Here is a 14,549-nt window from a genome sequence, read left to right as displayed (position 1 = left end):
GCTACATATACAATCGCTGTGAAATGTACTTCACCTGTATAAAAATGCTTTTTAAGCACCGAAATTTTCATTGTTCGTTTTGTATTGGGATGATTGGATGTCGAGTTTTTTCCCTTCAACATTATGGAAAAATATTACTAGAGTGTACCCCTAGCTTCTTAAAAACCTCGTGACATACCAACTGGTTACGCATGACTAAAAGCGATAAAGCGGTCAAACATGTTCTCCCAATACAAGATGGATTTTTAAAGCACATATTTTTGCTGAAAATGAGCGTTATATGTTTTCTTAGATCGCATTAATCTTTGAGTCATTTACGAGTTTTTTCCGTTACTTTTTCACAGTAATAATTACGGCGTTCACTTTTTGTTTTTAAAAAGATATTAATCTAGCGAATCATTGCTATATTTATTTCGCCACCGTGTGTTTTTTAAACTAAATTTTATTTAAAAATTTCAATCTATTACAATGAGTTAAACAACCCAGTAAGTACTTACTTACATCAAGTTAATTGCTTACCTTGTTTCACCGTGTTAGTTAATAGTCAAAGAACTAAGGATTAAACGACAGCTCAAAATACACATCGTTTATTCAATGCTCAAATTATAAAGCCGCAACTAGTAAGGGCGAAATAGAGCATCTAAAGGCAGAGAGAATTAACAAAGGTACAACGATATAATTCAGAATACGCTTTCCGCACTCATTGCATAAAGTATGAGAAATCTAGCGTTACTCTTTTTGATGTTTCAACATGTTTCCGAAGAGTGTCCTTGAAACATTTTATAACTATATCTGTTTGATTATTGTTCATTGAACTTGCTAATCTGCACAATCAGGAATTATTAACAGGGACTAACGTGAATAATCATGAACTGAAAATAGCCAACACTAAAAAACTGTCTAAAATGCTGTTGACGACATGTTTCATCATTTCCACATACCAGCTCTTATCTACAGATCAATTGCCCTCTAAGGATGAAATGACGCCTTTAACAGTGAGTACAGAAGTGTTTGTAAATGGTCACAGTGAAAATAGCTTTATTGTGGACCAGGGTCCAATTGAGCTAAAGATGTCCTTGTCACTGGAAATTGATCTCGGTGAGAGACTAAATAGTCTAATTAGGGATTTCATAAGCTTGAGATAAGCGTTCAATGTGATGCTAGAGCTTAGAGAGGATGCAAGCGTACTAATAAGACACCCACCCATAAGCAATGCGTTTTCTCGTGTCTAGAAGAAAAAACCCGTCGCGAGGACGGGTTCTTAAATGGGAGCCTGACGGTGTGCTACTCTCACATGGGGAAACCCCACACTACCATTGCCGCTAATACGTTTCACTTCTGAGTTCGAAATGGATTCAGGTGGTACCGTATCGCTATTGCCGTCAGGCATAAGCTTGGTGCAGAATCATCGCGCTCTTTGCGATGGCTTCTGCGCAACTGATGTCTCTCTCGCCACAGGGCGGTAGATGACAACAATTACATTAATCTTTGTTTTAACATATTTAGAAAGCTAATAATCAATGTCTCTATTCAACGCAGAGTCACTACTCTGTCTTACTTTATTTGATTTGGCTACTTGTCACACTTCAACCCTTTCGCTTACGCTACTTTGGTGTTGTATGGTTAAGCCGCACGGGCAATTAGTACAGGTTAGCTTAACGCCTTACGACGCTTCCACACCCTGCCTATCAACGTTGTAGTCTACAACAACCCTTCAGGACAGTTAAACTGTCTGGGATGACTCATCTCTGGGCTCGCTTCCCGCTTAGATGCTTTCAGCGGTTATCGATTCCGAACGTAGCTACCGGGCAATGCCATTGGCATGACAACCCGAACACCAGCGGTTCGTCCACTCCGGTCCTCTCGTACTAGGAGCAGCTCCCATCAATCATCCAACGCCCACACCAGATAGGGACCGAACTGTCTCACGACGTTCTAAACCCAGCTCGCGTACCACTTTAAATGGCGAACAGCCATACCCTTGGGACCGACTTCAGCCCCAGGATGTGATGAGCCGACATCGAGGTGCCAAACACCGCCGTCGATATGAACTCTTGGGCGGTATCAGCCTGTTATCCCCGGAGTACCTTTTATCCGTTGAGCGATGGCCCTTCCATTCAGAACCACCGGATCACTATGACCTACTTTCGTACCTGCTCGACGTGTCTGTCTCGCAGTTAAGCTGGCTTATGCCATTGCACTAACCTCCTGATGTCCGACCAGGATTAGCCAACCTTCGTGCTCCTCCGTTACGCTTTGGGAGGAGACCGCCCCAGTCAAACTACCCACCAGACACTGTCCACACCCCCGATCAGGGGGCAATGTTAGAACATCAAACGTACAAGGGTGGTATTTCAAGGTAGGCTCCACATCATCTGGCGACAATGCTTCAAAGCCTCCCACCTATCCTACACATGTAGGGTCAATGTTCAGTGCCAAGCTGTAGTAAAGGTTCACGGGGTCTTTCCGTCTAGGTGCGGGTACACAGCATCTTCACTGCAATTTCAATTTCACTGAGTCTCGGGTGGAGACAGCGAGGCCATGGTTACACCATTCGTGCAGGTCGGAACTTACCCGACAAGGAATTTCGCTACCTTAGGACCGTTATAGTTACGGCCGCCGTTTACCGGGGCTTCGATCAAGAGCTTCGCTTGCGCTAACCCCATCAATTAACCTTCCGGCACCGGGCAGGTGTCACACCGTATACGTCATCTTTCGATTTAGCACAGTGCTGTGTTTTTAATAAACAGTCCCAGCCTCCTGGTCACTGCGGCCCTCAGATGCTCATGCAGCAAGTGCAATCACAAATAAGGGCGTACCTTCTCCCGAAGTTACGGTACAATTTTGCCGAGTTCCTTCACCCGAGTTCTCTCAAGCGCCTTAGTATTCTCTACCTGACCACCTGTGTCGGTTTGGGGTACGGTTCGATATATCATAAGTTTAGAGGCTTTTCCTGGAAGCAGGGTATTTGCTACTTCGTCACCTTAGTGACTCGTCTCGTGTCTCAGGCATGTAGAATTCCGGATTTTCCTAAAATTCAACCCTACGCACTTTCACTTGGACTACCAACGCCAAGCTAGCATAACCTTCTCCGTCCCCCCTTCACTGATATACCAAGTACGGAAATATTAATCCGTTTCCCATCGACTACGCATTTCTGCCTCGCCTTAGGGGCCGACTTACCCTGCCCTGATTAGCATGGGACAGGAAACCTTGGTCTTCCGGCGGGGAAGTTTTTCACTCCCCTTATCGTTACTCATGTCAGCATTCGCACTTGTGATATGTCCAGCAAACCTCTCGATTCACCTTCAGCCACTTACACAACGCTCCCCTACCACTTGAACCTAAGTTCAAATCCGCAGCTTCGGTATATTGCTTAGCCCCGTTACATCTTCCGCGCAGGCCGACTCGACTAGTGAGCTATTACGCTTTCTTTAAAGGATGGCTGCTTCTAAGCCAACCTCCTAGCTGTCTTAGCCTTCCCACTTCGTTTCCCACTTAGCAATATTTTGGGACCTTAGCTGGCGGTCTGGGTTGTTTCCCTCTTCACGACGGACGTTAGCACCCGCCGTGTGTCTCCCGGATAGTTCTCATCGGTATTCGGAGTTTGCAAAGGGTTGGTAAGTCGGGATGACCCCCTAGCCTTAACAGTGCTCTACCCCCAATGGAATTCGTCCGAGGCTCTACCTAAATAGATTTCGGGGAGAACCAGCTATCTCCCGGTTTGATTGGCCTTTCACCCCCAGCCACAAGTCATCCGCTAACTTTTCAACGTTAGTCGGTTCGGTCCTCCAGTTGATGTTACTCAACCTTCAACCTGCCCATGGCTAGATCACCGGGTTTCGGGTCTATACCTAGCAACTAAACGCGCAGTTAACACTCGCTTTCGCTACGGCTCCCCTATTCGGTTAACCTTGCTACTAAATATAAGTCGCTGACCCATTATACAAAAGGTACGCAATCACCCTACAAGTGGGCTCTCACTGCTTGTACGTATACGGTTTCAGGTTCTATTTCACTCCCCTCACAGGGGTTCTTTTCGCCTTTCCCTCACGGTACTAGTTCACTATCGGTCAGTTAGGAGTATTTAGCCTTGGAGGATGGTCCCCCCATCTTCAGTCAGGATAACACGTGTCCCGACCTACTTAATATGGCAACTATGAGGCTTCGTGTACGGGGCTATCACCCTGTATCGCTGTGCTTTCCAACACATTCCACTACCTCATAATTACTCGGCTGCTCCCCGTTCGCTCGCCGCTACTTGGGGAATCTCGGTTGATTTCTTTTCCTAAGGGTACTTAGATGTTTCAGTTCCCCTCGTTTGCTTCGTTAGGCTATGAATTCACCTAACGATACCGCCGAAGCGGTGGGTTTCCCCATTCGGACATCTGTGGCTCAAATGCTTTTTGTCAGCTCACCACAGCTTTTCGCAGACTTACACGTCCTTCATCGCCTCTAACTGCCTAGGCATCCACCGTATACGCTTAGTCACTTAACCATACAACCCAAAATAGCGTACGTATTCACCCCGCCAAGAATGAAAACATGCGCATTTTATCAGCCACCGCCTTTTTAATCGGCAACTGTGGTGCAGCTTAACGATTGCTCGTAATCTGCTAGTCGTATGCATGACAAGTTTTGCTAATCAAATATCGTGTAGAATTTTCGCGCCTTTCAGCGGAAACTTCTACGCAACCGATGTATCACTCGCCTAATGACGGTTAATGACATCAATCACTTACACTTTGTCAGATAGAGTAGCGTTGAAAGAATCTCATTCAACCTAAGTTGAATTTAATTCATCAATTACTCTTTCGTTAAATATTGATTACTAATTATCAGCTTTCCAAATTGTTAAAGAACAGTGACACACTAATGCGTCACTTTTAAGGTTTAAAAAACCTTAATGGATAAACATTCAATATGCGTATTCATTAAGGTTGTTGCCTTTTCATGTAAGGTCAATTTCCATCACAGAAATTGGTGGAGCTTAGCAGGATCGAACTGCTGACCTCCTGCGTGCAAGGCAGGCGCTCTCCCAGCTGAGCTAAAGCCCCTTACATGCGAGTAAAAATGTATTTTGGGATTTTAACAAGGCGGAAGCTACCGAAGTGTGCTTTTGCACATGAGGTGGCGTCCAACGCAGTAAAAATCACAAAATGGTAGGCTTGGGCAGACTTGAACTGCCGACCTCACCCTTATCAGGGGTGCGCTCTAACCAGCTGAGCTACAAGCCTATGTTGCAGGCTTATATTGCCTAAACTACTTTTTTACTCTTTCTTTTATATAACAAGATAATCTGTGTGAACACTGCATTAAGAACGCGCAACTAATAGTAAGGAGGTGATCCAACCCCAGGTTCCCCTAGGGTTACCTTGTTACGACTTCACCCCAGTCATGAAACACAAAGTGGTAATCGTCCTCCCGAAGGTTAGACTAACTACTTCTTTTGCATCCCACTCCCATGGTGTGACGGGCGGTGTGTACAAGGCCCGGGAACGTATTCACCGTAGTATGCTGACCTACGATTACTAGCGATTCCGACTTCATGGAGTCGAGTTGCAGACTCCAATCCGGACTACGACGAGCTTTAAGGGGTCCGCTTACTGTCACCAGTTTGCATCCCTTTGTACTCGCCATTGTAGCACGTGTGTAGCCCTACTCGTAAGGGCCATGATGACTTGACGTCGTCCCCACCTTCCTCCGGTTTGTCACCGGCAGTCTCCTTAGAGTACCCAACTTAATGCTGGCAAATAAGGACAAGGGTTGCGCTCGTTGCGGGACTTAACCCAACATCTCACGACACGAGCTGACGACAGCCATGCAGCACCTGTATCTTGGTTCCCGAAGGCACTAATTCATCTCTGAAAAATTCCAAGTATGTCAAGAGTAGGTAAGGTTCTTCGCGTTGCATCGAATTAAACCACATGCTCCACCGCTTGTGCGGGCCCCCGTCAATTCATTTGAGTTTTAACCTTGCGGCCGTACTCCCCAGGCGGTCTACTTATCGCGTTAGCTTCACTACTCACGGATTAAATCCACAAACAGTTAGTAGACAGCGTTTACGGTGTGGACTACCAGGGTATCTAATCCTGTTCGCTACCCACACTTTCGCACATGAGCGTCAGTTATTGACCAGAGAGTCGCCTTCGCCACTGATGTTCCTCCAGATATCTACGCATTTCACCGCTACACCTGGAATTCCACTCTCCTCTCCAAAACTCTAGTCTGCCAGTTCTAAATGACCATCCCACGTTGAGCGCGGGGCTTTCACATCTAGCTTAACAGACCGCCTGCGTGCGCTTTACGCCCAGTAATTCCGATTAACGCTTGCACCCTCCGTATTACCGCGGCTGCTGGCACGGAGTTAGCCGGTGCTTCTTCTGTTGCTAACGTCACAGCTGACGGGTATTAACCGTCAACCTTTCCTCACAACTGAAAGTGCTTTACAACCCGAAGGCCTTCTTCACACACGCGGCATGGCTGCATCAGGCTTTCGCCCATTGTGCAATATTCCCCACTGCTGCCTCCCGTAGGAGTCTGGACCGTGTCTCAGTTCCAGTGTGGCTGATCTTCCTCTCAGAACAGCTAGAGATCGTCGCCTTGGTGAGCCTTTACCTCACCAACTAGCTAATCTCACCTGGGCTTCTCTTTGCGCGGGAGCCGAAGCCCCCTTTGACCCGTAGGTATCATGCGGTATTAGCCATCGTTTCCAATGGTTATCCCCCACACAAAGGCAAATTCCCAGGCATTACTCACCCGTCCGCCACTCGACATCATCTAGCAAGCTAGACATGTTTCCGTTCGACTTGCATGTGTTAGGCCTGCCGCCAGCGTTCAATCTGAGCCATGATCAAACTCTTCAATTAAATTTTTTGTAAATCGTTTTTTGTTGTCGACACTCTTAATGAGTGCCCACACAGATTGTCTTGTTATAAATTGTTAAAGAACATGCCAGCTTCTTTGCGGCTTGAAAGTCACGTTATGTGCCGTCTCAAGCGGGATGCGTATACTACCTGCATCGTTTTTATTGTCAAGGTTTTTTGCAATTTAATTTGAATTTATTTTTAACCGAAGTAAACGATAAAACCAATTCAAACTGCCCTAAAACATCCTGTTCGTGCGAACCAGCAAACTGCTGTTTGGCTGCCTCCCTTGAACAGAGCGCGCATTCTACAGATTAAAAACACTTGTTCAAGCCCCTTTTGCAAAAAAATGTAATTTTTATGCTCGTTTGTTGGTTATTAGTACGAAAGGCTCAAAAAAGCATCTTTTACTTACAGTTTGAGAACAAATTCTCTGAATAAACTTAACGATTGACGTTTATTATAATGTAACTCTTATCATATTGATGAATAATAGAGGCACATTACATAATCAAACACTCCGAAATAAGTCCTTATGCCTGATATAGCTATCCTTGTCGTTTTTATCCCAACTTGGTTTTTTATCTCTATTACTCCTGGTATGTGCATGACACTCGCAATGACATTAGGCATGAGTGTTGGTGTAAGAAGGACAATGTGGATGATGCTTGGTGAAGTCTTTGGAGTTGCAACAGTTGCAATACTGGCGGTACTAGGTGTGGCAAGTATCATGCTCAACTATCCAGTGTTGTTCTCTTGGTTTAAATGGATAGGTGGAGCGTACCTCGTCTATTTGGGTATTAAAATGTGGCGAGCCAATGCAAATTTGTCACAGAACGATATTAACAATAGTCAACTTTCTGCTAAGAACCTTATTTCTCAAGGCTACGTTACGGCCGTCGCCAATCCGAAAGGTTGGGCGTTTATGGTTTCAATACTTCCCCCATTCATCTCACTAGATAAACCTATAGCTCTTCAGTTTTCAGTCCTACTTATTATCATCATGCTGAGCGAAATCATTTGCATGCTTATATATGCAAATGGCGGCAAAGGCTTAAAACGCCTGCTAAATCGCGGAAACAACGCGGTTTGGCTAAATAGGATTGCGGGGAGTTTATTAGCGGGTGTTGGGATATGGTTAGCGCTTTCTTAACCTGACCCCATTATCTTGCCTAAACTCTTTTTAATTCACTCTGAGCCCTTTATACTCTTTATACTTTGATATCGCATTTTATTTGTACAAGGGTTTTTCATGGCAATTCGTAGCTATCGCAGTATCACTCCGACGTTTGACAGTTCTGTCTATATAGACGAAAGCGCGGTATTAGTGGGTGACATCAGTTTAGGTGAGCAAAGCAGCATTTGGCCATTGGTTGCAGCAAGAGGTGACGTTAATGTTATTCGAATTGGAAAGCGCACTAACGTCCAAGATGGTTCGGTATTGCATGTGACGCGAAAGTCGAAGCAAAATCCAATGGGCTTTCCACTTATTGTTGGTGACGATGTCACCGTTGGGCATAAGTGTATGCTGCATGGCTGTCAGTTAGGAAATAGAATCTTAGTTGGAATGGGTGCCATTATAATGGACGGCGCTGTTGTGCAAGATGATGTTTTTATCGGCGCGGGATCATTAATCGCGCCAAACAAGGTGCTGGAAAGTGGTTATTTATATGTCGGCAATCCAGCGGTTAAAAAGAGACTGCTAAATGACGCTGAAATGGCTTTTCTAAAACAGAGTGCTATTAACTACGTTGAGTTGAGTCGCGAGTATCTGGGACAATAGCACCCTACAATTTTGTACTACTAGTCAGTTCTTGTCGCATACGCGCGAGCACTGGCTCAACGTCGGGTCGTAGACCAAACCACAAATAAAAACTCTCGGCAGCCTGACCCACCAGCATACCTAATCCATCAAACGCCTTTGTACAGCCGAGTGCTTTTGCTTTTTTAATAAAACACGTATCTGCATCTTGATAGACCATATCGTAAACCGCAGGGTGACTAGAAAATATAGCATCCCCTACAGCGGGAAATTTACCATTCAAACTGAGTGACGTAGCATTAATGATCACATCAACGCTCAGTTCTTGGCATTCATTTTCAGTCACTGCGCTTACTCTTTTATCATGAGCAATTTTAACTAGCCGCTGCGCATTCAATGCACTTCGATTGCTTATGTATATATGAGCTGGATGCTCAGACAATAAATCTTCGATAGCTCCGCGAGCTGCTCCGCCAGCGCCAATTAGCAGCACCTTTTTGCTAGTTAAAGATATGTTGTTTCGCAACAAGTCAGACACTAGGCCCTTGCCGTCCGTTGTTTCAGCACGAAACCCATTCGGCTGCCTAATTAAAGTATTCGCAGCATTTGCTTTTGTTACCCCTGTCGATTTCTCATGCGCCCAGTTGGCTGCCGCTTCTTTGAAAGGCATAGTGATGTTAGCGCCCACCGCATTAGCGTCAGCAAAAAAATCAGTTAACTGGTCTTTGAAAGTAAGTTCCTCTCCCAAAATACGCTCATAACTAATTGTCATATTAAACTGCTCTGCAAACATTTGATGAATTAGCGGCGATTTACTCTGCGCAATTGGGTTGCCGAATACTGCGAGCTTTTTAATAGATGTGGAATTTTCTGGCACGAAGTTCTTAACTTTAAATTGGAATACATGACAAGAGGATACATGAAAGCTAATTAAAATTAACCCTGTGCACGGTTTTATTGCCTCAACAATAATACCGATATCGAAATCAAAATGGGTATTTAGAAGAAAGTGAGAGACCTGAGTTCAGGAGGTTACCGAAATCAGGCCTTGTATTTCACTTATTCAAAGCTTAATCAAAATTAAAAAGTGTAGCCTAAGGACACAGTAATAACCGTTGGATCAATTTGGATATCACTAACATAGCCATCTGCGTCGCCAACTTTGAAACTTGCCTCTGTATCAATATCAATGTAACGAACAGATGCATTTAAGTGCCACTTTTCATCAATTTTATAATCAGCACCGAGTTGCGCCGTTAGACCGAAAGAGTTGTCTAAATCTAAGTCAGTTAACCCGGCTGTCTTATTAGCATTTGTAAATTTCTCATCGAAGAAAATCGTAAAGTTAAGACCCGCGCCAATATAAGGTTGAAAAGCAGATGACGAGTCCATGAAGTAATAGTTAGCTGTCACTGACGGTGGCAAATGCTTAACTTCACCTAATTGATTGCCTGTGCCCAAGGGATCAGCCACACTGAAGTTAACATCATGTTTAAATGGCGTAGCCGCTAGTACTTCAATGTTGACGTAGTCGGTTACGAAGTAGGCAAGGTTCAAACCGATTTGTGTATTGCTATCGACATTCACACTCACACCTAAGTCGGAGCCACCGGCAAAAATGTTTGATGCATCGTCGTTAGGGGATACATTAGTAAAGCCACCGCGAACAATGAAGTCGCCTTTTTCATAGGCCATTGCACTGCCAGATAGAGCCAAGCTGGCTAAAACGATGCCTTGCAGTACAGCACCAGAAAGGACTGTTTTTTTGAACGTGTTTTTCATATGAGTTCTCGCTTAAGTTATACAAAGGATAGAAACTGTTTAGGCGTTAGCCTTTAATGGCGCCTATCCTAATGCGAGAAAAATTAATATTATTGATCTGGATTAAGCTTTAGAAGTTACCGAAGATTCTTACGCCCTCACTTGATCCACGTCAATGGAATTAGATAGCGAAAGCAGATTCTAGCTTGCTTTCTATTCGTTTAAATAGTCCCTTGGTTTCAAAAACGCTTGGATTTTGCCTTCAGGAGAATCAGGAGAGGGTTGATAATTATATTCCCAGCGCGCTAACGGTGGCATCGACATGAGAATAGATTCCGTTCTACCTCCGGTTTGCAAACCGAATAAGGTGCCGCGATCGTAAACCAAATTAAATTCGACATATCGTCCACGACGATAAAGCTGAAAATCACGTTCTTTCTGAGTGTATGAAGTATTCTTTCTATTCTCTAAAATAGGCACGTAAGCATCAAGGAAACCATTGCCTACATCCTGCATAAAAGCAAAACTAGTTTCAAAACCGTCTTCGTTGAGATCATCAAAAAAGAGACCTCCAATACCTCTAGTTTCATTGCGGTGTTTTAAGTAAAAGTAGTCATCACAACACTTTTTGTAGTTTGCATAAACGTCTTGGCCGTAAGGGTCACAAATTGCTTTAGCCACTTTGTGCCAGTGAATGCAATCTTCCTTAAATGCAAATGAAGGGGTTAAATCAAAACCACCACCGAACCACCAAATAGGTTCAGCTCCCTCTTTTTCGGCAATAAAGAAACGGACATTTGCATGCGAAGTTGGTGCATAAGGATTGTGAGGATGAATAACTAAAGACACACCCATTGCTTGAAACCGACGACCAGCTAACTCTGGGCGAGATGCGGTAGCCGAAGCTGGCATTTTATCGCCATATACATGAGAAAAATTAACTCCACCTTGCTCAATAGCAGACCCTTTTGTTAGCACTCTAGAACGACCACCGCCACCCTCTTCTCTCACCCATTCATCTTGATGAAATGAGCCTTTTCCATCCGCTAACTCTAAAGTTTGACAAATATCATCTTGGAGTTTGAGTAAAAATGCTTTTACTTCATCAATTTGTTGCTGAGATACCATCGGCCTGAAAACCACCCTTATGTAATAATATTGAACCTGTTGCGCTATGCTCGCAAGGTTTCGAGATTGAGTCCATTAATAATCGTGCTAGGGGTTTGTTGTTCGCCCAAGCTCCCATCAATAATAAGTAATTCATCGCCAAAATAAGAGCGTACCTCGCTGCTTGAGCGCGCAGGCTCCATGCTGGCTGGATTAGCGCTAGTCGATACCATTGGGCTGTCAACCAATAGGCACATTTTTTGTACCAATGGATGATTGCTGACTCGAACTGCCACGAGATCTGAATCGCCACTTACCCAACTAGGCGTAAGTTCGCTTTTGGGCAACAACCATGTAAAAGGGCCGGGCCAAGAGTCGAATGCCTTTTGTTGATGTTCGAGCGGCAGCTTATCTATGTGCACAAACGGCCTCAGCTGGTCGAAACTAGCAGCGATCAAGATCACACCTTTCTCAACTGGACGAGATTTTAAGCCAAGAATTTCCATCATCGCCGATTCCGAGCGAGGGTCACACCCTAAGCCAAAAACGGCCTCTGTAGGATAGGCAAAACACTGATGATGACGAAAAGCATTTTCAAATGACTGCATAAGCGATTGCATAAAAAGGTCCCAAAAATAACAAATTGCAGTGGATAATAAAGATTATAGTGATTGTTTATGCTGACAGTTCACCTGCGGACAAATTAATCCTTTTTCGGGGTGATTTTTATCGACCTGCACAAGCACTTTCCAACCGCAACTTTCACAGGCCTTATCAACGGGGAGGGAATTTACCATATATTTGCATTTTGGGTAGTCGTCACAAGCGTAAAAATACTTACCAAACTTGTTTTGACGTTTTACTAATGTGCCACGACGGCATTTTGGACAAGATAATGCTACCGCAGACTGCTCGTTTCCGTTGGCATCTGCTGTATTTGTGTTGCTTTTAACAACACCATCTTTAGTTACCATGTCTCTGGTAGCAATAAAATGACAGTCCGGAAAGCCAGTGCAGCCGATAAACATACCATATCGGCCTTTTTTTACTGCCAAAGGTTCTGCGCATTCAGGACAAGTGGTTCCGTCCATCACTTTAAGAACCGTGACATCATTTTTATGTAATTGCTGTGTGTGCTTGCAAACTGGGTAGTTCTGACACGCGAGGAAAGAGGATTTATTAGCGTGCTTTAAAAGAAGCTGCCCCTCACATTCAGGACATTTACCATAAGCTTCGTCGAGGGCGTGTTGATCGGCAGAAAATAAGGAGTGATCAATCTTAGCCATTATTAATGAAGAGGTCCTTCTTGAGCTTCAAACAAAAGATCTTCCATTTGCTCATAAGCCCACTCTTTACCCGGCACGTTAAATAGCACCATCAGTATCACCCACTTCAGATCTTCTAGGCAAAACTCTGCAGATTCAATCTCCATTGTGCGGTCAATCACCATTTCTCTGGTACTGATATCCAGGACTTTTACTTGCTCTAGGAAGATTAAGAAACCGCGGCATTGAACATCCAGGCGCATTTGTTCTTCAGCGGTGTAGACTCTTGTGCTATTGGGAACAGCCACTCGAGACAAATAAGGTGTTGCGTCGGTTTTTTGCAGTGCCGCCAGCTTTTCAACCCAAGCTAAGGCTTTGTAGATTTCGTCGTGATGAAAACCCGCATTTATTAACTCATCGGTTAATTCATCGTGGTCGACTCTAAACTCGCTCTCACTGTGTACTAAGTTTTCGAACAAGTACATGAGGATATCAAACATAATTAGCCCCTCAATTTAAGGTAACCTTCGGAAGTGGAGGCTACAAAACCGCGCAACTCATATTCTAATAACTCAACAAACAATGTCGAAATCGACTGGCCGGTGCGCATAGCAATAACATCGATTGGGGTGACATCAAAATCGACCGCTTGCAATATCGGAGATGAGTCGTCTATTTGACTGTGCTCCGCGAAGCGCAGAGCATCACCACGATTAGATGCCTTATCTACACTATCTAACAATTTGGTGGTTGCCAAGTTTTGTTTTGGTTTTTTTCCAGCCTGCTGTTTTTGTGCGTGTTTTAAGATTAGTTCAGGCAACTCATCGAAGATATCTTGAGCACATTCGCATAGCTTTGCTCCTTGCTTAATTAACCAGTGACAACCTTCGGCTTGTTTATTATTTATATTACTGGGCATAGCGAACACTTCGCGGCCCTGCTCGATTGCGTATTTAGCCGTGACGAGTGAACCACTTTTAATCCTAGCTTCAGTGACTAATGTGCCTAAACTCAATCCACTGATAATTCGATTTCGTCGCGGAAAGAGTTTTGGTGATGGCATTATGCTTGGCGGAAACTCGCTAACCAAGAGTCCGTTTTGGCGAATTCGTTCATATAGCTGCGCATGTCTTTTGGGATAAATAACATCAATTCCATTGCCAAGTACACCTATGGTTCTGCGGCTTAGTCGTGTGTTCTCATGCGTGCTCTGACAAAGATCCAAGGCTGCAATATGACTTCGGGCATCGATGCCCAAGGCCAAACCACTGGTAATTACCAAGTCGGATTGCATTAAAACGTCGGTTAACAAGGTGTGAGTATTGGTTAAACCATTATGTGTTGGAGCGCGACTGCCAACCACTGCGAGTTGCGGCTTTGACAGTAGACCGTGATCACCATCAGCAAAAAGCAACAGCGGAGCCTGAGCGATTTGTTTGAGCCGCTCAGGGTATTCTTCGCATTGGTAACTAATAATGCTTCGGTTGTCAGCCGCTGCCAACCAGGATATGCATCGTTGAGTGAAAGGATGAGGCTCACGTAAACAGGCTATTTGTTCAGCACGCCAACCCACTGATTCCAACTTTTCTTTATCCAAAGTACCTAATTCGAACATGCTTACGCTAAACTTCGCTGCCGTTTTCAAGAGTATTGTAATACCAATACTAGGCAATGCGGTTAAGGCTAACCAATAGCGTATGTCTTCTTCTGAATTAATCATATAAACCTTCCTTGGTTCGTAATTACAGTCCTAAAACAAAACAAGTAGCCTTAGCTACTTGTTTTTAA

At 44.3% G+C, this 14,549-nt stretch carries 9 protein-coding genes, 2 tRNA genes and 3 rRNA genes; 2 read left to right on the top strand and 12 right to left on the bottom strand.

Annotation, left to right across the window (positions count from 1 at the left end; all coding sequences use genetic code 11):
- Positions 1-1,271: 1,271 nt before the first annotated feature.
- The 5 genes from rrf to GNIT_RS00150 all read right to left on the bottom strand — a co-directional run bounded on the left by rrf (position 1,272) and on the right by GNIT_RS00150 (position 6,869).
- Positions 1,272-1,387: ribosomal RNA gene (rrf, locus tag GNIT_RS00170) — 5S ribosomal RNA — on the bottom strand.
- 232 nt (positions 1,388-1,619) lie between these two features.
- Positions 1,620-4,498: ribosomal RNA gene (locus GNIT_RS00165) — 23S ribosomal RNA — on the bottom strand.
- Between the two features lie 483 nt (positions 4,499-4,981).
- Positions 4,982-5,057, bottom strand: a tRNA-Ala gene (locus GNIT_RS00160).
- A gap of 103 nt (positions 5,058-5,160) precedes the next feature.
- A tRNA-Ile gene (locus GNIT_RS00155) sits at positions 5,161-5,237 on the bottom strand.
- 99 nt (positions 5,238-5,336) lie between these two features.
- A 16S ribosomal RNA gene (locus tag GNIT_RS00150) occupies positions 5,337-6,869 on the bottom strand.
- The 16S, 23S and 5S rRNA genes sit together here with 2 tRNA genes alongside, the layout of an rRNA operon.
- A gap of 532 nt (positions 6,870-7,401) precedes the next feature.
- Here GNIT_RS00150 and GNIT_RS00145 point away from each other — a divergent pair.
- Complete coding sequence (locus GNIT_RS00145) at positions 7,402-8,019, top strand: LysE family translocator (RefSeq protein ID WP_014107070.1); 618 nt, start codon at positions 7,402-7,404, stop codon at positions 8,017-8,019.
- 99 nt (positions 8,020-8,118) lie between these two features.
- Positions 8,119-8,649: a gamma carbonic anhydrase family protein gene (locus GNIT_RS00140; protein WP_014107069.1), complete on the top strand. Its 531-nt coding sequence runs from the start codon at positions 8,119-8,121 to the stop codon at positions 8,647-8,649.
- A 4-nt stretch (positions 8,650-8,653) separates the two neighbouring features.
- Here GNIT_RS00140 and aroE read toward each other — a convergent pair whose 3' ends face one another.
- The 7 genes from aroE to dprA all read right to left on the bottom strand — a co-directional run bounded on the left by aroE (position 8,654) and on the right by dprA (position 14,481).
- Positions 8,654-9,505: a shikimate dehydrogenase gene (aroE, locus tag GNIT_RS00135; RefSeq protein WP_014107068.1), complete on the bottom strand. Its 852-nt coding sequence runs from the start codon at positions 9,503-9,505 to the stop codon at positions 8,654-8,656.
- 203 nt (positions 9,506-9,708) lie between these two features.
- A complete protein-coding gene (locus GNIT_RS00130; protein ID WP_014107067.1) occupies positions 9,709-10,410 on the bottom strand; it encodes an OmpW/AlkL family protein in 702 nt (233 codons plus the stop codon).
- 192 nt (positions 10,411-10,602) lie between these two features.
- The gene (hemF, locus tag GNIT_RS00125; protein WP_014107066.1) at positions 10,603-11,517 is read right to left on the bottom strand and encodes an oxygen-dependent coproporphyrinogen oxidase; all 915 of its coding nucleotides are present in this window, start codon (positions 11,515-11,517) and stop codon (positions 10,603-10,605) included.
- 44 nt (positions 11,518-11,561) lie between these two features.
- On the bottom strand, positions 11,562-12,116 hold the full coding sequence (tsaC, locus tag GNIT_RS00120; protein WP_014107065.1) for an L-threonylcarbamoyladenylate synthase type 1 TsaC: 555 nt from the start codon (positions 12,114-12,116) through the stop codon (positions 11,562-11,564).
- A gap of 42 nt (positions 12,117-12,158) precedes the next feature.
- Entirely contained in the window at positions 12,159-12,782 is a 624-nt protein-coding gene (locus GNIT_RS00115; RefSeq protein ID WP_014107064.1) for a DNA topoisomerase family protein, read from the bottom strand.
- Positions 12,783-12,784: 2 nt separating this feature from the next.
- The gene (locus tag GNIT_RS00110) at positions 12,785-13,261 is read right to left on the bottom strand and encodes a DUF494 family protein (protein WP_014107063.1); all 477 of its coding nucleotides are present in this window, start codon (positions 13,259-13,261) and stop codon (positions 12,785-12,787) included.
- Between the two features lie 2 nt (positions 13,262-13,263).
- Complete coding sequence (gene dprA / locus GNIT_RS00105) at positions 13,264-14,481, bottom strand: DNA-processing protein DprA (RefSeq protein ID WP_014107062.1); 1,218 nt, start codon at positions 14,479-14,481, stop codon at positions 13,264-13,266.
- Positions 14,482-14,549: the final 68 nt, after the last annotated feature.

Source organism: Glaciecola nitratireducens FR1064 (genome assembly GCF_000226565.1).
Lineage (GTDB): Bacteria > Pseudomonadota > Gammaproteobacteria > Enterobacterales > Alteromonadaceae > Glaciecola > Glaciecola nitratireducens.
This window is presented reverse-complemented; position numbering and strand designations above follow the sequence as displayed.

Bases quoted from the DNA above. Each gene is read 5' to 3' on its own strand.
- tsaC (WP_014107065.1), bottom strand. From the start codon at position 12,116: ATGCAATCGCTTATGCAGTCATTTGAAAATGCTTTTCGTCATCATCAG.
- GNIT_RS00110 (WP_014107063.1), bottom strand. From the start codon at position 13,261: ATGTTTGATATCCTCATGTACTTGTTCGAAAACTTAGTACACAGTGAG.
- dprA (WP_014107062.1), bottom strand. From the start codon at position 14,481: ATGATTAATTCAGAAGAAGACATACGCTATTGGTTAGCCTTAACCGCA.
- hemF (WP_014107066.1), bottom strand. From the start codon at position 11,517: ATGGTATCTCAGCAACAAATTGATGAAGTAAAAGCATTTTTACTCAAA.
- GNIT_RS00130 (WP_014107067.1), bottom strand. From the start codon at position 10,410: ATGAAAAACACGTTCAAAAAAACAGTCCTTTCTGGTGCTGTACTGCAA.
- GNIT_RS00140 (WP_014107069.1), top strand. From the start codon at position 8,119: ATGGCAATTCGTAGCTATCGCAGTATCACTCCGACGTTTGACAGTTCT.
- GNIT_RS00115 (WP_014107064.1), bottom strand. From the start codon at position 12,782: ATGGCTAAGATTGATCACTCCTTATTTTCTGCCGATCAACACGCCCTC.
- GNIT_RS00145 (WP_014107070.1), top strand. From the start codon at position 7,402: ATGCCTGATATAGCTATCCTTGTCGTTTTTATCCCAACTTGGTTTTTT.